At 36.2% G+C, this 18,246-nt stretch carries 16 protein-coding genes; 5 read left to right on the top strand and 11 right to left on the bottom strand.

The features are described 5' to 3' along the window. Nucleotides 1-88: 88 nt before the first annotated feature. Both ahpF and ahpC read right to left on the bottom strand, forming a co-directional pair. Nucleotides 89-1,621 (bottom strand): alkyl hydroperoxide reductase subunit F, encoded by a 1,533-nt coding sequence (gene ahpF / locus A6J68_RS10750; RefSeq protein WP_000242135.1) that lies wholly within the window; start codon nt 1,619-1,621, stop codon nt 89-91. A 17-nt stretch (nt 1,622-1,638) separates the two neighbouring features. Next, complete coding sequence (gene ahpC / locus A6J68_RS10745) at nt 1,639-2,199, bottom strand: alkyl hydroperoxide reductase subunit C (RefSeq protein ID WP_000060538.1); 561 nt, start codon at nt 2,197-2,199, stop codon at nt 1,639-1,641. 276 nt (nt 2,200-2,475) lie between these two features. Between ahpC and rpsB the strand changes: the two genes are divergently transcribed. Then, nucleotides 2,476-3,246, top strand: coding sequence for a 30S ribosomal protein S2 (gene rpsB / locus A6J68_RS10740; protein WP_000268454.1), 771 nt, complete (start codon nt 2,476-2,478; stop codon nt 3,244-3,246). Between the two features lie 93 nt (nt 3,247-3,339). Then, on the top strand, nt 3,340-4,380 hold the full coding sequence (tsf, locus tag A6J68_RS10735) for a translation elongation factor Ts (RefSeq protein ID WP_000808080.1): 1,041 nt from the start codon (nt 3,340-3,342) through the stop codon (nt 4,378-4,380). Nucleotides 4,381-4,538: 158 nt separating this feature from the next. Here the strand turns inward: tsf and A6J68_RS10730 are convergent, their stop codons facing one another. Next, nucleotides 4,539-5,000, bottom strand: coding sequence for a COG2426 family protein (locus A6J68_RS10730; protein WP_001106578.1), 462 nt, complete (start codon nt 4,998-5,000; stop codon nt 4,539-4,541). A 172-nt stretch (nt 5,001-5,172) separates the two neighbouring features. On the opposite strand from A6J68_RS10730, the gene A6J68_RS10725 reads away from it, so the two are divergent. Together A6J68_RS10725 and A6J68_RS10720 are read left to right on the top strand one after the other, a co-directional pair. Then, entirely contained in the window at nt 5,173-5,637 is a 465-nt protein-coding gene (locus A6J68_RS10725; protein ID WP_000985641.1) for a CtsR family transcriptional regulator, read from the top strand. After that, the gene (locus tag A6J68_RS10720) at nt 5,634-8,081 is read left to right on the top strand and encodes an ATP-dependent Clp protease ATP-binding subunit (RefSeq protein ID WP_000020286.1); all 2,448 of its coding nucleotides are present in this window, start codon (nt 5,634-5,636) and stop codon (nt 8,079-8,081) included. Before A6J68_RS10725 ends, A6J68_RS10720 begins: the two co-directional genes overlap by 4 nt. Before the next feature lie 219 nt (nt 8,082-8,300). Here A6J68_RS10720 and A6J68_RS10715 read toward each other — a convergent pair whose 3' ends face one another. The 8 genes from A6J68_RS10715 to A6J68_RS10680 form a co-directional block, all read right to left on the bottom strand. Continuing rightward, complete coding sequence (locus A6J68_RS10715; protein WP_000586900.1) at nt 8,301-8,792, bottom strand: GNAT family N-acetyltransferase; 492 nt, start codon at nt 8,790-8,792, stop codon at nt 8,301-8,303. Nucleotides 8,793-8,805: 13 nt separating this feature from the next. Beyond that, nucleotides 8,806-9,447: a deoxynucleoside kinase gene (locus tag A6J68_RS10710; protein WP_000909520.1), complete on the bottom strand. Its 642-nt coding sequence runs from the start codon at nt 9,445-9,447 to the stop codon at nt 8,806-8,808. Nucleotides 9,448-9,567: 120 nt separating this feature from the next. Then, nucleotides 9,568-10,545 carry a tRNA dihydrouridine synthase DusB gene (gene dusB, locus A6J68_RS10705; protein WP_000192729.1) on the bottom strand — a complete coding sequence of 326 codons (978 nt, stop codon included), beginning with the start codon at nt 10,543-10,545 and terminating at the stop codon, nt 9,568-9,570. Beyond that, entirely contained in the window at nt 10,529-11,404 is an 876-nt protein-coding gene (hslO, locus tag A6J68_RS10700; protein ID WP_000357828.1) for an Hsp33 family molecular chaperone HslO, read from the bottom strand. Before hslO ends, dusB begins: the two co-directional genes overlap by 17 nt. Nucleotides 11,405-11,543: 139 nt before the next feature. Then, complete coding sequence (locus A6J68_RS10695) at nt 11,544-12,800, bottom strand: toxic anion resistance protein (RefSeq protein ID WP_001285395.1); 1,257 nt, start codon at nt 12,798-12,800, stop codon at nt 11,544-11,546. After that, a complete protein-coding gene (locus A6J68_RS10690; RefSeq protein ID WP_000239570.1) occupies nt 12,797-13,615 on the bottom strand; it encodes a hypothetical protein in 819 nt (272 codons plus the stop codon). The genes A6J68_RS10695 and A6J68_RS10690 overlap by 4 nt, the downstream gene beginning before the upstream one ends. A gap of 123 nt (nt 13,616-13,738) precedes the next feature. Continuing rightward, nucleotides 13,739-15,991, bottom strand: coding sequence for a bifunctional glutamate--cysteine ligase GshA/glutathione synthetase GshB (gene gshAB / locus A6J68_RS10685; protein ID WP_000582665.1), 2,253 nt, complete (start codon nt 15,989-15,991; stop codon nt 13,739-13,741). Between the two features lie 169 nt (nt 15,992-16,160). Beyond that, nucleotides 16,161-16,835, bottom strand: a complete 675-nt coding sequence (locus A6J68_RS10680) for a transcriptional regulator (RefSeq protein WP_000356663.1) — start codon at nt 16,833-16,835, stop codon at nt 16,161-16,163. A gap of 361 nt (nt 16,836-17,196) precedes the next feature. Here A6J68_RS10680 and A6J68_RS10675 point away from each other — a divergent pair, with 361 nt between their 5' ends. Further along, nucleotides 17,197-18,219 carry a PTS fructose transporter subunit IIC gene (locus tag A6J68_RS10675; RefSeq protein ID WP_001021305.1) on the top strand — a complete coding sequence of 341 codons (1,023 nt, stop codon included), beginning with the start codon at nt 17,197-17,199 and terminating at the stop codon, nt 18,217-18,219. The last annotated feature ends 27 nt before the right edge of the window (nt 18,220-18,246 follow it).

Here is an 18,246-nt window from a genome sequence, read left to right as displayed (position 1 = left end):
CTTTCGTAAAATAGCCAATTTTAGCCCTTAAACTTCCTCATATTACCAAAAAAAGAGATTGATACAATGGGTATCAATCTCTTTTAGATTATTGTCTGATTAAATAATCAAATGCGCCAATGGCAGCTGTGGCACCAGACCCCATGGAAATAATGATTTGCTTGTAGGCAGCATCTGTACAGTCACCTGCAGCAAAAATACCAGGGATATTTGTTGAGCCAAATTTATCAACGACAATTTCTTGACGTTCATTGAGTTCAATGCCGCTATCCTTGAGCCAAGAAGTACTTGGTACAAGACCAATTTGTACAAAAACACCTTCTAAATCAATGTGTTTTTCTTCGTTTGTATCACGATCGGTATAGTTTAAACCAGTGACATGATCTTCACCAACGATATCTTTAGTAGCAACATTCTTAAGAATAGTTAAATTGTCAGTTTTAGCTGCTCGTTCTTGCAGTACTTGGTCTGCTTTGAGCTCAGGTAAGAATTCTAGGACTGTAACATGTTTAGTGACACCGGCTAGATCTAAAGCAGCTTCCATACCTGAATTACCACCACCTATAACAGCAACATTTTTTCCTTCGAAAAGAGGGCCATCACAATGTGGACAGTAAGTAACACCTTTATTGCGGAATTCTTCCTCGCCAGGAACGTTGATATTTCGCCACTTAGCACCCAGAGCTAGGATAGCAGTTTTAGCTTGTAAAATAGCTCCGTTAGCCAGTGTTACCTCAACTAATTCTTTTTTCTCAATGCCAGTTGCTAATTGACTCTTGATAATATCAATATCGTAAGATTTGGTATGCTCTTCAATTTGAGCCATTAATTTAGGGCCTTCGGTGTACAGTGTACCAATCATGTTCTCAATACCAACTGTTTCGATAACTTGTCCACCAAAAGTTTCTGCTAAAATACCTGTTTTTAACCCTTTACGAGCGGCATAAATTGCAGCACTGTTACCTGCAGGACCACCACCAATAACTAGAACATCATAGACACCTTTGTCAGCAAATGCTTCAGCATCAAGAGGTCCATCTAGTTGTTCTAAAAGCTGTTCAATTGTAGCACGGCCAGAAGTAAATTCTTCTTGGTCCTTATAAACAGTAGGAACAGACATGATACCTTTTGATTTGACTTCGTCTTGATACATGCCTCCTTCAATCATAGTATGAGTGATATTTGGATTCAAAACAGCCATTATATTAAAGGCTTGAACGACATCTGGACAATTATGGCAAGTTAATGAAACATAAGTTTCTAGATTGATAGTTTTCTCAATCCCCTTAATTCGTTTGATAATATCTTCATCAACTTTTGGTGCGCGACCAGAGACTTGCAACAAAGCTAAAATGAAAGATGTGAATTCATGCCCCATTGGCAAGCCTGAAAAAATAACGCGACTTTCTTGCCCTTTTTTTGCAATCCCAAAACTAGGTTGACGTTTTAAATGTGTTGATTCAAGGCTGATACGATCAGACATAGCGACAATTTCATCTAGAAAATCCTTTACTTTTTGAGAATTATCGTTATCTCCTAAATCAGTTTGTAATACAATATCAGATTCTAGCAAATCTAAATATTGCGCTAATTGAGCCTTGATTTCTTTATCTAAGACCATGGATTACCTCCTGGTTATTAAATTTTACCTACAAGGTCTAAACTAGGAGTTAAAGTTTCAGCTCCTTCTTTCCATTTAGCTGGACAAACTTCACCTGGATGTTGGCGGATGTATTGAGCAGCACGGACTTTATCAATGAGAGTACTTGCATCACGTCCGATGCCATCAGCATTAATTTCCATCATTTGGATGACACCGTCTGGATCAATGATAAATGTACCACGTTGTGCTAGACCATCTTGTCCAAGGACATCAAAACCTTGTGAAATAAGGTGTGAAGGGTCACCAATCATAGGATATGTGATAGTACCAACGACATCTGAGTCATCATGCCATGCTTTATGAACAAAATGAGTATCAGTAGAGACAGAATAAACTTCTACATCAAGAGATTTAAGTGTTTCGTATTGCTCTTGAAGGTCACCAAGTTCAGTTGGGCAAACAAATGAAAAGTCTGCTGGGTAGAAACAAAAAACTGCCCATTTTCCTTTAACGTCTTCATTTGTAACAGTGATGAATTTTCCATCGTGATAAGCTTGAGCTGAAAATTCAATAATTTCTTTTCCGACTAATGACATAATAATGTCCTCCTTTATTTTTTAATAGCCTAATTATAAACGAAATACTTTTAAATCTCCAATAAAAACGTTTACATTTTTCTAAGAAAAGTATGATTTTTCTAATAGAGTGGAAGATTTTATAGCTTGTCAAATCTAACTTTTTTTGATAAACTACTATAGTTGCTTAAAGTGACAAATACTCATCTTAGATCAATTGTGGTCTTGTTGCCGAAAGGTTAGGCTGCAAGTCGAAGTCTGAGAGAGGAAAAAACATTTTTAAAGGAGAACTTACTCATGGCAGTAATTTCAATGAAACAACTTCTTGAGGCTGGTGTTCACTTTGGTCACCAAACTCGTCGCTGGAACCCTAAGATGGCTAAGTACATCTTCACAGAACGTAATGGTATCCACGTTATCGACCTTCAACAAACTGTAAAATTAGCTGACCAAGCTTACGAATTTGTTCGTGATGCTGCAGCAAACGATGCAGTTATCTTGTTTGTTGGTACTAAGAAACAAGCAGCTGAGGCTGTTGCTGAAGAAGCTAAACGTGCTGGTCAATACTTCATTAACCACCGTTGGTTAGGTGGAACTCTTACTAACTGGGGAACTATCCAAAAACGTATTGCTCGTTTGAAAGAAATCAAACGTATGGAAGAAGAAGGAACTTTTGAACTTCTTCCTAAGAAAGAAGTTGCATTGTTAAACAAACAACGTGCACGTCTTGAAAAATTCTTGGGTGGTATCGAAGATATGCCACGCATCCCAGATGTAATGTATGTTGTTGACCCACATAAAGAGCAAATCGCTGTTAAAGAAGCTAAAAAACTTGGTATTCCAGTTGTAGCTATGGTTGACACTAACGCTGATCCAGATGATATCGATGTTATCATCCCAGCAAACGATGACGCTATTCGCGCCGTTAAATTAATTACTTCTAAATTAGCTGATGCAGTTATTGAAGGTCGTCAAGGTGAAGATGCTGACGTTGACTTCGCTCAAGAAGCACAAGCAGATTCAATTGAAGAAATCGTTGAAGTAGTTGAAGGATCAAACAACGACTAATATTTAATTTATTGTAAATCCTAAAACGGGGCAGATGCAAACCGCTCTGTCTCGTTTTTTTAATCATTATTTGAAATTAAGAGGAGAACGAAAATGGCAGAAATCACAGCTAAACTTGTAAAAGAATTGCGTGAAAAATCAGGTGCAGGCGTTATGGACGCTAAAAAAGCATTAGTAGAAACTGATGGTGACCTTGATAAAGCGATTGAATTACTTCGCGAAAAAGGTATGGCTAAAGCAGCTAAAAAAGCAGACCGTGTTGCTGCTGAAGGTTTAACAGGTGTTTATGTTGATGGTAACGTTGCAGCAGTTATTGAAGTTAACGCTGAGACTGACTTTGTTGCTAAAAACGACCAATTTGTAACATTAGTTAATGAAACTGCTAAAGTTATTGCAGAAGGACGTCCTTCAAACAATGAAGAAGCACTTGCTTTAACAATGCCTTCAGGTGAAACTTTAGAACAAGCATTTGTAACTGCAACTGCTACAATTGGTGAAAAAATTTCATTCCGTCGCTTCGCTTTAGTTGAAAAAACTGATGAGCAACATTTTGGTGCATACCAACATAATGGTGGACGTATCGGAGTAATTACTGTTGTTGAAGGTGGCGACGATGCACTTGCTAAACAAGTATCAATGCACGTTGCAGCTATGAAGCCAACTGTTCTTTCATATACTGAACTTGATGCACAATTTGTTCATGATGAATTAGCACAGTTGAACCACAAAATTGAGCAAGACAACGAGAGTCGTGCTATGGTTAACAAACCAGCTCTTCCATTCCTTAAATATGGATCAAAAGCTCAATTGACTGATGAAGTTATTGCCCAAGCAGAAGAAGACATCAAAGCAGAATTAGCTGCAGAAGGTAAACCAGAAAAAATCTGGGATAAAATCGTTCCAGGTAAAATGGATCGTTTCATGCTTGACAACACTAAAGTTGACCAAGAGTACACACTCCTTGCTCAAGTTTACATCATGGATGATAGCAAAACAGTTGAAGCTTATCTTGAGTCAGTAAATGCTAAAGCAGTTGCTTTCGTACGTTTTGAAGTTGGAGAAGGTATTGAGAAAGCTTCTAACGACTTTGAAGCAGAAGTTGCAGCTACAATGGCAGCAGCACTTGAAAAATAATTAACACTCGCTTTATATTATAATTTGGCAGCAAAATGTTGTCAGTAAATATATTTTAAAATAAGACACTTGGCTTAAGTCAAGTGTCTTATTTTGCTATCGAATTGGTGGATTGGCAAATATTAAAAAGGAGAGACAGTCATCTCACCTTAACTTTTCTAGAATAGGTTGAAGCCGATAATGGATAATGTTCCCATGATGCATCCAGCTAGTATAACACCTAGCATAACAGCAATAACACTATGTTTAAATTCCCAATCTAGAAGGCTAGCTGCAAGTGTGCCAGTCCATGCTCCTGTTCCGGGTAAGGGAATGCCTACAAACAATAGCAAGGCAATAAACAATCCTTTTTCTCCAGCTACTTTTTCAAGTTTTTGACCACCGCTATGTCCTTTTTTAAGGCACCATGTGAAAAACTTACCAGTATAAGGTTTATCTGCTCCCCATTCTAGAACTTTGCGAGCAAAGAAGAAGATGATAGGTACAGGTAGCATGTTTCCAACAACACCGATAGCTAGCGCTTCCCACAAAGGTATTCCATTAGCGATTGCAAATGGCACAGCTCCTCGTAGTTCCACTAAGGGAATCATTGAAATCAAAAATGTAATAATGTAATTCATTAAATAAAACCTTTCTATGGTATTATTCCATTTTATCTTATCTTGCTAGTAATGACAACTAAAATCCGCGGTCATTCTAGTTTTACTATCCTTAGATAGATTTCATTTCCGTATCTTTTAAAAATTTGATATAATAATAGTCAGTTATAGTCAAAGAGGAAGGAGTGAATTTGTGGCCATAAAAAATACTTCCGATAATATTGAAGAATATATAAAATCATTATTAGAACAATCAGGAATTGCTGAAATAAAGCGTTCCAATTTAGCTGATACTTTTCAAGTTGTTCCTAGTCAGATTAATTATGTCATTAAGACACGGTTTACTGAAAGCCGTGGTTATGTGGTTGAGAGTAAACGAGGTGGTGGAGGTTACATCCGCATTGCTAAGGTTCATTTTTCTGACCAACACCAATTATTTGGAAATATGTTATCAACGATTGGCGAGCGTATCAGTGAACAAGTCTTTGATGATTTGATTCAATTATTATTCGATGAAGAGATAATTACAGAACGTGAAGGAAATTTGATTCTGGCGACATCAGGTGATGACGTCTTAGGAGAGCAAGCCTCTGTTATTAGAGCTCGTATGCTCCGTAAATTATTACAACGATTAGATAGAAAAGGATTCCATTTATGAGTCATTATTCCATAAAATTACAAGAAGTATTCAGATTGGCGCAATTTCAAGCAGCACGCTATGAAAGTCACTATTTAGAAAGCTGGCATCTTCTTTTAGCAATGGTTTTAGTTCATGATTCAGTAGCTGGTTTGACATTTGCTGAATATGAGTCTGAAGTTGCAATTGAAGAGTACGAAGCAGCAACAATTTTAGCTTTAGGTAGAGCACCGAAAGAAGAGATTACCAATTATCAATTTTTAGAGCAATCACCAGCTTTGAAAAAGATCTTAAAGTTAGCAGAAAATATTAGTATCGTAGTAGGAGCTGAAGATGTGGGTACTGAACATGTCTTGCTTGCTATGTTGGTTAATAAAGATTTATTAGCCACACGTATCTTAGAATTAGTTGGCTTTAGAGGTCAAGACGATGGTGAATCAGTTCGTATGGTTGATTTACGTAAGGCTCTAGAACGTCATGCCGGTTTTACAAAAGATGATATCAAAGCAATTTATGAATTACGTAATCCTAAAAAAGCAAAGTCGGGTGCTTCTTTTTCTGATATGATGAAACCACCAAGTACTGCTGGTGATTTAGCTGATTTCACACGTGATTTATCACAGATGGCGGTTGATGGGGAAATTGAACCTGTTATTGGGCGTGATAAAGAAATTTCACGTATGGTCCAAGTCTTAAGTCGTAAAACAAAGAATAATCCTGTCTTAGTTGGAGATGCGGGTGTCGGTAAAACAGCTTTGGCGTACGGTCTAGCACAACGTATTGCTAATGGAAATATTCCTTATGAGCTTAGAGATATGCGTGTTCTAGAGTTAGATATGATGAGCGTTGTTGCTGGAACTCGTTTTCGTGGTGATTTTGAGGAACGTATGAATCAAATCATTGCAGATATTGAAGAAGACGGTCATATTATTCTTTTCATTGATGAACTGCATACTATTATGGGTTCTGGCTCTGGTATTGATAGCACACTTGATGCTGCTAATATTTTAAAACCAGCTTTGGCTCGAGGCACTTTACGCACTATTGGAGCAACAACTCAAGAGGAATATCAAAAGCATATTGAAAAAGATGCTGCTTTATCTCGTCGCTTTGCAAAAGTTTTAGTAGAAGAACCAAATCTTGAAGACGCATATGAAATTCTACTTGGATTGAAGCCAGCGTATGAAGCCTTTCATAATGTTACCATTTCAGATGAAGCAGTTATGACTGCTGTAAAAGTGGCTCATCGTTATTTGACAAGTAAGAATTTACCAGACTCAGCTATAGACTTACTTGATGAAGCTTCTGCCACTGTGCAAATGATGATTAAGAAAAATGCTCCATCGCTTTTAACAGAAGTTGACCAAGCTATTTTAGATGATGATATGAAATCTGCTTCTAAAGCTCTAAAAGCAAGTCATAAGGATAAAAAGCATAAGCCTATTGCCGTAACCGAAGATCATATTATGGCAACTCTCAGCCGTCTATCTGGTATTCCTGTTGAAAAATTGACACAAGCTGATAGTAAAAAATACCTCAATTTAGAAAAAGAATTGCATAAACGTGTTATCGGTCAAGATGATGCAGTTACTGCCATTAGTCGTGCTATCCGTCGCAATCAATCTGGCATTCGTACTGGTAAGCGTCCTATTGGTTCCTTTATGTTCTTGGGACCAACTGGTGTTGGTAAGACAGAGTTAGCAAAAGCCTTGGCAGAAGTGTTGTTTGATGATGAATCAGCCCTAATTCGTTTTGATATGTCGGAATATATGGAAAAATTCGCAGCTTCTCGCCTGAATGGGGCACCTCCAGGTTATGTTGGTTATGATGAAGGAGGAGAGCTGACTGAAAAAGTACGCAATAAACCATATTCAGTTTTACTTTTTGATGAAGTTGAAAAAGCTCATCCAGATATTTTTAATGTATTATTACAAGTGCTTGATGATGGCGTTTTAACAGATAGTCGAGGACGAAAAGTTGACTTTTCAAATACTATAATCATTATGACTTCTAATTTAGGAGCAACTGCATTACGTGACGATAAAACAGTTGGTTTTGGAGCTAAGGATATCAGCCATGATTATACTGCTATGCAAAAACGTATTATGGAGGAGCTTAAAAAAGCTTATCGACCAGAGTTTATCAATCGTATTGATGAGAAAGTTGTATTCCATAGTCTCAGTCAAGATAATATGCGTGAAGTTGTGAAAATTATGGTTAAACCTTTAATTTTAGCGCTTAAAGATAAAGGTATGGATCTGAAATTCCAGCCTTCAGCCTTGAAACACTTGGCAGAGGATGGCTATGATATAGAAATGGGTGCTCGTCCACTGCGTAGAACTATTCAAACGCAAGTAGAGGATCATTTATCAGAACTACTATTGGCAAATCAAGTGAAAGAGGGGCAAGTAATTAAGATTGGCGTATCCAAAGGCAAATTGAAATTTGATATTGCAAAATCATAAAACATTCCAGTACCGATGGGTACTGGAATTTTAATATAAAAAGAAAATGTCCAAAATATTTTGGACATTTTCTTATAGATTTATGAAAAGTAAAAGGATCTATATCTAACAATTGCACTTGTAGATATAGGTACGACTGAAAGTCGTTGAAAAATTTTAGGATAAATATATTATAATATCCTAATCTTTTGCTAACTTAAAATAAATCTAAAGATTACCTTAAGATTTCAATCGCTTTTGTAACCATACAATGTCATGCCATTGTTCAAATTTAAACCCGATTTTTGGGAAATGTGCGACTTGATTAAATCCTCTTTTTTTGTGGAATGCAATGCTTATATCATTTGGTAAACTGATACAAGCGAGTAGATTAACATACCCTTGGTTAACTAATTCTTTCTCCAATGTATCATATAGTTGGCTACCAATTTTTTTGCTACGTACATCTTTATCAAGGTAAATAGAAAGCTCGCAAGTCCAGTCATAGGAAGCTCTAGCGTAGTAAGTTGAAGCATATGCATAACCTAATATTTTCCCATTTTCTTCAGCAACTAAATATGGGAAAGATTTGCTGATATTTTTGATACGATTAGTGAATTCCGATATACTAGGAATATCGTATTCAAACGTTATTGTAGTGTCAGTAACGTAGGGAGCATAGATAGCAAGTAATTCTTTAGCATCTGAGGGTAGGACAGGTCTTATAATCATAGATATCACCTAATTATAGTAAATCAAGTTTTTGCAATTCGGAATCAATAGTGTCAAGGACGTGTTGAAGATCCTCTGGATTTTTGACGAAATCAAGTTTGTTACCATCGATCCGAATTTTAGGTGAAACGTCGTAATTTTCATACCATTCTGGATATTCAGAGTGGACTTGTTTGTAGTAGTCGTATAATTCTGGGTTAGAATCTACTTGCTCAAAGCTGCGTCCTCGTTTGTCAATACGTTCTAACATTTTATCAAATGAAACATCAATGTAGACTAGCAAATCAGGTCTCTTCTTAGGCATACCTTCTAATTCTTCCAACATATTTGCAAGAAGTTCTTTATAGATATCTAGCTCTGTTTTAGTCACATTTCCATTCTTAAAATTTAGAGTGAGGAATAGTTCATCTTCAAAAATAGAACGATCCAAAACATTGTTGTTAGCCTTATAGGCTTCTTTTATAGATTGGAATCGTTTATTTAAAAAGAATATTTGTAGTAAAAAAGCATATTTTTTGGGATCTTGATAGTAAAGATCTAAAACTGGGTTATTATCAACCGCCTCATAGAAAACATCTGTCCCTAGGTGTTGTCCTAGAGCAGCTGCAAGGGAGCTTTTACCTGCTCCAATGGTTCCAGCTAAAACAATCAACATAATTCTCCTTAATTCTGTTATACTAAAATAATTTGTTATACTTTTGAGTTTTCATTACACAATGATTTATGCTAAATTTGTACAGAGATAGGAAAAAACAGTCAAAGGACTGTTTTTGATTTAGCGTAAACCTGCAAAAAGTTCTTGAACTTCTGCTAGTGTTTCTGCACGTGAAACAGCTCCTCTAATTTTTGCTGCGCCTGATTTTCCACGTAGATAATGAGGTGCTAACCCTCGAAATTCACGAACGGCAATAGTTTCACCTTTTAAATTAACTAGTCGAGTGAGATGATCCTCGGCAACATCTAACATCTTCTCAAATGGTAGGTCGGGAAGGATTTCGCCTGTTTCAAAGAAATGATTAATTTGTGTAAAGATGTAAGGATTGCTACGAGCACCACGTCCAACCATTATAGCGTCAGCTCCAATCTCTTCAATCATAAATTTGGCATCGTGAACAGTACGAATGTCACCATTGGCAATAAAAGGAATACTAGTAACAGCTTTAGCGACCTTGCCAAGTGTTTCATGGTCACACGTGCCAGTATACATTTGTTCACGTGTTCGACCGTGCATAGCAAGTGCAGATACACCAGCAGATTCGGCAGCGAGTGCATTTTCTACAGCATTAGATGAGTCAGACCATCCTGTACGCATTTTTACTGTTAATGGAATGTCAAGTACAGACGTTACCTCTTTAACAATATGATAAATTTTTTCAGGGTCACGTAACCATTTAGCTCCAGCTTCGTTTTTAACAACTTTGTTAACTGGACATCCCATATTGATGTCTACGATATCTGCTTTCGTATTATTTTGGATAAAGTCAGCTGCACGTTTTAAGCCTTCTGCATCGCCACCAAATAGTTGAATTGACATAGGATGTTCATTTTCATCGATATGGAGCATATGTAAGGTCTTTTCGTTGTTATAAAGTAACCCTTTCTCAGAAATCATTTCCATAACAACGAGACCAGCACCAAATTCTTTAGCGATAGTACGAAAAGCAGAATTAGTAATACCTGCCATCGGTGCTAGTACGGTACGATGAGGAATTTCAACCTTCCCAATCATAAATGAACTATTTAATTGAGTCATTAATTATCTTCTCCAAATCTTCTTCTGTGAAATAGTAAGTCTGGTTGCAAAATTGACAAGTAATTTCAACACCTTTATCTTCATCCTTCATGGCTTGCAATTCTTTAGTTCCTAAAGTCAATAGAGCGGCTTCAAAACGTTCTTTTGAACAGTCACAATAGAAGGCTAAAGAGTCTTCCGATAAGCGCTTGTAGTCGTCTTCTCCGTAAATAGCTGAAAGGAGAGATTCTATATGATTTTCAGACTCTAGCAGACTTGAAATAGAAGGCATCTCCTGAATGCGTTTTTCATAGCGAGAAATTTCTTCGTCAGAAGCACCTGGTAGCACCTGAAGCATGAATCCACCTGCAACTTTAACCTTATCCTCGTCATCTAAGAGGACATTTAAACCGACGGCAGAAGGTGTTTGCTCACTTTCGGTTAAATAATAAGCAAAATCTTCTCCAATTTCTCCTGTAATTAGTGGAGTTGTTGAAGTGTAAGGTTGCCCAGTTCCGTAATCGGTAATAACGACAAAGTGTCCATTCCCCATGAAAGGTCCAACTAAGACCTCTCCAGTAGCTGTTTTCTTGATATCAACACCCGTATTTTGGATGTAACCTTTAACATTTCCTTTAGTATCAGCTACAGAAATAATATGACCAAAAGAGCTATCTCCAATAACCTTGACAGTTACTTTACTATTTCCTTTTTGATTTGCTGCTAAAATTTGATTTGCAATTAATGTTCTCCCAAGAGCTACAGTAGAACTTGAAAGTGTCTGATGTTTTTCTTGAGCTGTTCTTACAGTTTCTGTACAATCAAGGACATAGGCCCGGAAAGAACCGGAAGTTGAAATTGATTTTATAATTTTATCCATAAGTCATATTATAGCATAAAAGGCTTATTTTGCATTGGAGATAGTCAGGAAAATATAGATGAAAACGGTATAAATTAATGATATAAAAACGATACTGTGTTTTACAGTATCGTTTTTATATAGTGGATATGATAGTAAGTTAAGACTCATCAACTTTTTCTTGGGTAGATTTACCTTCGTTGAGTAAGGCTTCAACTATTTTTTTATCACGAATTTTGACAGAATCATTGATTGTTTCAGCCGATTTAATAACAGCAGATTCTAATTGGGCACGTTCCTTACGTCCTTTGTCTATGGCAGCGATAATACCATTATTTTGAGCCACTAAGCTTTCAGCTAATGCAGTGACAGATTTAATAGAAACAGTGGGGCTTTGTGCGGTCTTCTCTAACATCGGAATCGCTTCTTTACTAGTTTCAGCCAGCATTTGCAATGCTGCATTATTAGCGTTGACAATAGCATCAGCAGTGACACCGGATTTGACAGATTGTTGCATCATGCCTAACTGAGCGATTGAGAGTTTCATTGTTGGAATGGTATTTCGACGTAACATACCAAGTTTCTGACGCATATCTGACGATACTTTGACCAAGTTTCGCATCTGTGGTGTTGTTGCCCATGCAACGTAGAGACGGCTGACATATTCCGTATGTTGCTGTTCGAGGGTATTGATAACTTCAGTCATTCGGGCTAATTGGTTACTTTTAATTTGATATTCGGACGTTTGGCTATCTAATGCTAGAATTTCTTGTTGTAAGTGGCTTGCACGATTGGCAGCCTCGGCTTGACTCGATTCAATAAAAGCAATAACTCCAACCAAATTTTCAATAGATTTAGTATTATCTTCAATGAGCATTTCAGCAGAGACGATATTTCTTGCCAAAGTATCTTCTTGTTTGACAACATTTGCTGCCATCATATCCATTTTTTGCTCGATGTTTTGTGAGTCAAAATAAAATTCCTGTAGCGAGGTCTTGCTTTGTTTGAATAATTTTTGAATCAAGTTTGGTTTTTTCTCTAATTCTGCCGGAGTAGCATCTTTATATTTGGCAATAAATCCATTTAGTTCGCGATTAGCATTTTTTAGTAAATCATCAACTTGAGGAATTTGAATTTTTTTCTGCTCAGACAAGATATGATTAACAGTAGTATTAACGCCTTCTACTGCGGATTGTCCAAAATCAAGGAGCGCATTTTGGTCACCGACAAAAGTATCTACCAAAGCTGGTGTTTTTTCAGAGATAGCAGACTTTTGTGCTGGTGTTAGTTTTTCAAAAAAGGCAATTTGCCCAGTTTGGCTTGTTGTCTGGTTGGAAATAATTTCTGTTGTTTTATCTGTTTTAGTGATAGCATTGTCTGCAATTTGGTCAATATCAAAATTAAAGGTATCGCTCATTTATTGTTCCTTTCGTCTTGCATCATTCTTAGGCTAACGTCAAAATCTTTCATATCACTTTCATTCAATTGGCGCAGCGTTTCATCTAAATCTAAATTAAATTTTTTAATTGCTTGTAATGCTTGTTCTAGGCGTTCCTTAGCATTGTTAAAATTTTTAGGAGATTGTTTGATTCTGATGTAGCCAGCCAGAACATCTGTAAAACGTTTCATATTGGCTTGATGAATTGCTGCTAATTCAGCTTTGTTATCTGCCTCTTCAATCTTTTTTAAGATAGCATAGTGATCATCTTGAATATTGTGATAGAACGGTTTTAATTCCGGAGCAATGCGTATCATTTCATCTTCCTGATCAGAAATAGGTTCTAGTTCTGGAGAGGCATGTAGCTTTATTAATTGTTCGTTAATCTCATTACTAAATGTATTTGCTTTTTTGGTGATACGTTTATAGATATTAGGCTCAATGGCTTTTTGTAGTTGGTTTGCTTCATTACGAATTAGGTCCAATTGAGGTAATATTTGATGTGCTAATTTGATATATTCCTTAGAACGATTGTCTTTTTTTAAAATTTCCAAGTGTCTAATGTCTTGGTCAGTCTCTTTAATATCGGATTTTAAAGCTTCAATACGTTGGTTTGATGTAAAACATTTAAGACGCTTTTTATCATAAACGTAATAGGCACAATAACCACCACCAATAATTAACAGAGTAGCAATCACCTCACTCCAAAAGTCTGAAATCAGGGAAGCAAGAACAACAATACCAAGTAATGTTATTAGATTATGAGAATTTTTGGAATAGCGTTTTTTAACCATAATAATATTTAACCTAACTTTCTGTAGTTGTTAATATTTTATCTTAAATGAACTAGTGATGACAAGGGATAACTTTATTTTAACCAAAAATTCCTTAAGCTTAGCCTAAGGAACTCTTTTTAGTTATAATTCTGGGAACAGTTTAGCCAAAATTCGAGGTGTAATAGATTGACCAGGCCCCTCTTGACAGTAGGTGTGCATATACATCAATGGGTTAAAGTTTAGTTCAATGCAAGTAGCATTTTTCTTATCTTTTGAGTATGCTTGAGTGGCATTAGGAATAATTAAATCAACTCCACAAACCCAAGCCCCCATAGCCTCTGCCATCTCAGCTGCTAGTTGTTTATATGTAGGATCCATTGTATTTGTTACATCTATAGAGTCACCGCCAGTGGAAATATTAGAATTACGGCGAAGTTCTATTTTTGTTCCTTCTGGAGGGATACTGTTAACAGTGTATCCTTGTTGTTCCAACATTAACTGTTCTACTTCTCCGAGCTCAATAACCTCTAGAGGAGAGCGATGATCATAGCCTCTGAGAGGGTTTTGGTTTTTAAGTTTAACTAGCTGACTAATAGTATGAATACCATCTCCAACGACATTAGCTGCTACCCTAAGCAATACAGCAATACAGTCCCCCTCAAGGACGAAGAAACGGTATTCGGTACCCTCAATATATTCTTCCACAAGAATAGCGCTATCTTCGGCAAAAGCAATGTCAATTGCTTTTTCATAAGAAGCTAAGTTAGCTGATGTTTTAAAAATAGAAATGCCTAAACCAAAGTTTGTAGATTTTGGCTTAACGACGATTGGTTTATCTTGGATTTGTGAAAAATAGTTAAGTGCCTCTTTACGGTCAGTAAATTCATCTCCAAAAGGAGTTGGGAAATGCTTTTCATCTAGGATTTTTTTTGTAACAACTTTGTTAGCCATAGCGAGCGGTACAATATAGTTATCTTTTGAGGTCATATTACCATTTTTAACGTACTCAATATGACTATTGTGCCATAATTTTAGGAATTGATCTTGTTCATCCAGTACTTCGAAGTTGACTCCTTTTTGGATAACGTCAAATAGTAGCAATTGGGTAGAAAGTTCCATCGTTTCATATCCCTTTAAGGCGTAGGGAGCTTCCCAAGCATAATCGTGATAAATTTGTCCTTGTCTTTGTCCAAATGTTTCTAAGGAAAGTCCTTCAATCATTTCTAAAAGTTGACCAGCTACCGTTAATTTAGGTGACTGAATTTGCCTTTTTACAGATTCCAATAGGTCTTGATAGTAAGGTGGTAAGTTAAAATGTTGGATAACAGATTGCATAGCATCCACTAAGTCAGAAACTGGTGCTTGATTAGGTAATTTTTCTAATGGATGACTGAGTGCTATAAGGTCATTTAATCTATTGGCTTCCTTGATATCTTGGTCAATATGACTACTAGAATCTATCCACAAAAGCGCCAATAAGAAAAGGTGAACAGTATCAACAGTTTCCTGCGTTATACCGATTGGGCTAAATGGGTTGAGATCAAAAGTGCGAAATTCTAAATATGTAATTCCTTTTTCTAAATAATTACGACAGGACTTACTACCACGGAGACGAACAGGTGAATAAAATTCTTTCTCAGCAATCAATTGCCCACTTTTTACAGCATTTTCTAGATCGTTGACATAATCCTTCAAGCTAGTATAAGAAATACGAATATCTTTATGATTCACATAGCCTAAGTGACTATTTCTAAGTGACCGGACAGGGTTATTAAGTTTCTGATTTAAAAAGTCTTCTTCAGCTACTGGGCTCGCTCCGTATAGATAAGTTAGTAACCAACGGTAACGTAAAAAATTTTGAGACAATTTCATGTAAAGCTGGTTCTGAAAATCAATAGCATTATCTGCTTGACTCAATTCAAAGAGAGAAGTTAATAACTCTTGACCTAAACCGAGATTATAGTGAATTCCAGAGATGGATTGTATTAGTTTTCCATAAGTTTTCTCCAAATATTTGCGATAATCATATTCAAAAGCATCCTCTAATTGGGCAATCTGTATGTCTTCTTCCCTCACTTTGGGTGGCATAGAAAGCGGCCATAAGTATTCATCGTGGTTGATAGATCGTCCAGCGACATCACTTATAGCTTTCAAAAATCGAATGGCTTCTTGGCTATCCTTTGCAATAGGTGTAATGAGTTCTAATTGAGGTTCACTATAATCCGTTTGGATATAAGGATGATAGTTACGACTCCCTAATGTTTTGGGATGGGGTGTTTGAGCAACCCTTTGAGTGGGTTGGTGAATACGAAGGCTTTCTCTCTCTAAGCCAAATGTAGCTTGTAGAATCGGTAGATGAGAGTGGCTTCTTTGTAACAGTTGATCGATAATCACGACAACATTCCTCCTAGTAACAGATGATACTAGTTTATCAAAAAAATAATAAAAACTAAGTTTTACGGCACAGAAAACTAAAATAATCTTATACTGGTGTCATAAAAAATAAAAGATTGAACTTTTGAGTCCAATCTTATTAATCTATAAGTTAAAAAGAGCTTTAGAGTTAATGAGTTTCAATTTTTTTAAGATAACGATAGACGCTTGGTTCGGAGATGTTGAGAACTTCAGCGACCTTTGAAACGGCACCTTTTAATTGGAATACACCTTTTTCGTGAAGTTTAGAAACAATTTCTACCTTAACTTCTTGACTTAAATGAATATTCTGATTTAAAAGACTAGGATCAACAATCTCACTAATAATATCCTGAATATTGCCTGATAGAACTTCTACAGGTTCCTCCTGTTGAGGGAGAGAAATTTTTTGAGGGGACTTAGATAGTATTTTGTTAACATTTAAATTAACTAAGTCTAGAATATCCAAAGCAATATTTTGGTATGCAGAAATATCAAGGTTGATACATAACATCCCTTCAAGTTCATTTTGAGCATTCTTGATGAAGAAAGTAGATCCACGAACTTCTTTATTGAGAGGGCTGACAATCGCCTTATAGTTAGTAACAAAATCTTTTTCCTTATAAACTTTATTCTTGATTAAATCAAGGGCGAAAGTCGTTAGAGGTGAACTTATGGTTCGTCCACTAATGTGACTATTAACCAACTCACCAATATAGATATCATTTTCATCTACTACATGCAAAACAATTTCGTAATTATCACCTAAAACATTATGGAGAAACGTTATTATCGTCTTCCAATAGTCTAATTTTTCTTTATCCATATCGTAGTTCCTCTATGCTAATCTTACTATTATAGTAATATATTTATGGTTAAAAGACAATATCAGACTATTTTAAAAGATTAATGTAATAAAAAATTATCGTAATAAAAAAAAGTTAAGAAAATAAAAAATTATTATTGACTATGGTTATGCTTTTAGGTAAAATGTGATTATATTAGCAACTAAGGAGTAATCCATGAGATAAGCCTAATAATTATGTCGGACTTCTTTGTTGCACCTTATCCAGTTCGTAGTACAATTAAGTTTCAGTATTACCTAAAGGCGCCTTTATTGAAATTGAAGCAGTAGTACACAGACACTGAGAATAAAAAACTTAACTATTTTTAGCGGGAGTATATTTATGAATATCATTATTGGGACCAGTCTTTTAATACTTGTATTAGCGATTTTCACTTTATTTAATTATAAAGCACCCTACGGAACAAAAGCAATGGGAGCATTGGCATCTGCGGCTTGTGCATCCTTCCTTGTAGAAGCTTTTCAAGATTCTTTCTTTGGTAAAGTTTTGGGATTTCAATTTTTAAGTGAAGTGGGTGGTGCTAATGGTTCACTTTCTGGTGTAGCTGCAGCTATATTGGTTACTATTGCTATTGGTGTAACCCCAGGATACGCAGTTTTAATTGGTTTATCTGTTTCTGGAACAGGTATTATTCCTGGTTTCCTTGCAGGATATTTAGTGGGATTTCTTGTTAAGTGGATGGAAAGAAATATTCCTGGTGGTTTAGATCTTATTTCAATTATTATTATTGGTGCACCATTAACACGTCTTGTGGCCAAACTGTTGACGCCGCTTATTAATAGCACTTTGCTCACCATTGGAGATATCTTAACATCAGGTGCTCATAGCAACCCTATTTTAATGGGGGTTATACTTGGCGGGACAATTGTAGTAGTGGCGACAGCACCACTTTCTTCTATGGCATTGACAGCTATGCTAGGATTAACCGGAATGCCTATGGCTATAGGAGCCTTGTCTGTCTTTGGTTCGTCATTTATGAATGGTGTACTTTTCCATAAATTAAAACTTGGAAGTCGTAAAGATAATATAGCTTTTGCTGTTGAGCCTCTAACTCAAGCTGACGTGACTTCAGCTAACCCTATTCCAATCTATGTCACTAATTTTGTTGGTGGTGCAGCTTGTGGTATTTTAATTGCCTTGATGAAATTAGTTAATGATACTCCTGGAACAGCGACACCAATTGCAGGATTTGCTGTCATGTTTGCCTATAACCCAATGATAAAAGTACTAATAACCGCTCTAGGTTGTATTATCCTATCTTTACTAGCAGGCTATTTTGGAGGCATTGTTTTTAAAGATTATAAATTAGTTACAAAAGAAGAGCTACAGGCTAGAGATAACTAGTTACTTCATGAAAAGCTAATAGTAAAT

Source organism: Streptococcus sp. 'group B' (genome assembly GCF_002073795.1).
Classification (GTDB): Bacteria; Bacillota; Bacilli; order Lactobacillales; family Streptococcaceae; genus Streptococcus; species Streptococcus agalactiae.
This window is presented reverse-complemented; position numbering and strand designations above follow the sequence as displayed.

What these genes read in the sequence shown, in the direction of transcription:
- ahpF (WP_000242135.1), bottom strand. Translation starts at nt 1,621, where the DNA reads ATGGTCTTAGATAAAGAAATCAAGGCTCAATTAGCGCAATATTTAGAT.
- ahpC (WP_000060538.1), bottom strand. Translation starts at nt 2,199, where the DNA reads ATGTCATTAGTCGGAAAAGAAATTATTGAATTTTCAGCTCAAGCTTAT.
- rpsB (WP_000268454.1), top strand. Translation starts at nt 2,476, where the DNA reads ATGGCAGTAATTTCAATGAAACAACTTCTTGAGGCTGGTGTTCACTTT.
- tsf (WP_000808080.1), top strand. Translation starts at nt 3,340, where the DNA reads ATGGCAGAAATCACAGCTAAACTTGTAAAAGAATTGCGTGAAAAATCA.
- A6J68_RS10730 (WP_001106578.1), bottom strand. Translation starts at nt 5,000, where the DNA reads ATGAATTACATTATTACATTTTTGATTTCAATGATTCCCTTAGTGGAA.
- A6J68_RS10720 (WP_000020286.1), top strand. Translation starts at nt 5,634, where the DNA reads ATGAGTCATTATTCCATAAAATTACAAGAAGTATTCAGATTGGCGCAA.
- A6J68_RS10715 (WP_000586900.1), bottom strand. Translation starts at nt 8,792, where the DNA reads ATGATTATAAGACCTGTCCTACCCTCAGATGCTAAAGAATTACTTGCT.
- A6J68_RS10710 (WP_000909520.1), bottom strand. Translation starts at nt 9,447, where the DNA reads ATGTTGATTGTTTTAGCTGGAACCATTGGAGCAGGTAAAAGCTCCCTT.
- dusB (WP_000192729.1), bottom strand. Translation starts at nt 10,545, where the DNA reads ATGACTCAATTAAATAGTTCATTTATGATTGGGAAGGTTGAAATTCCT.
- hslO (WP_000357828.1), bottom strand. Translation starts at nt 11,404, where the DNA reads ATGGATAAAATTATAAAATCAATTTCAACTTCCGGTTCTTTCCGGGCC.
- A6J68_RS10695 (WP_001285395.1), bottom strand. Translation starts at nt 12,800, where the DNA reads ATGAGCGATACCTTTAATTTTGATATTGACCAAATTGCAGACAATGCT.
- A6J68_RS10690 (WP_000239570.1), bottom strand. Translation starts at nt 13,615, where the DNA reads ATGGTTAAAAAACGCTATTCCAAAAATTCTCATAATCTAATAACATTA.
- A6J68_RS10680 (WP_000356663.1), bottom strand. Translation starts at nt 16,835, where the DNA reads ATGGATAAAGAAAAATTAGACTATTGGAAGACGATAATAACGTTTCTC.
- A6J68_RS10675 (WP_001021305.1), top strand. Translation starts at nt 17,197, where the DNA reads ATGAATATCATTATTGGGACCAGTCTTTTAATACTTGTATTAGCGATT.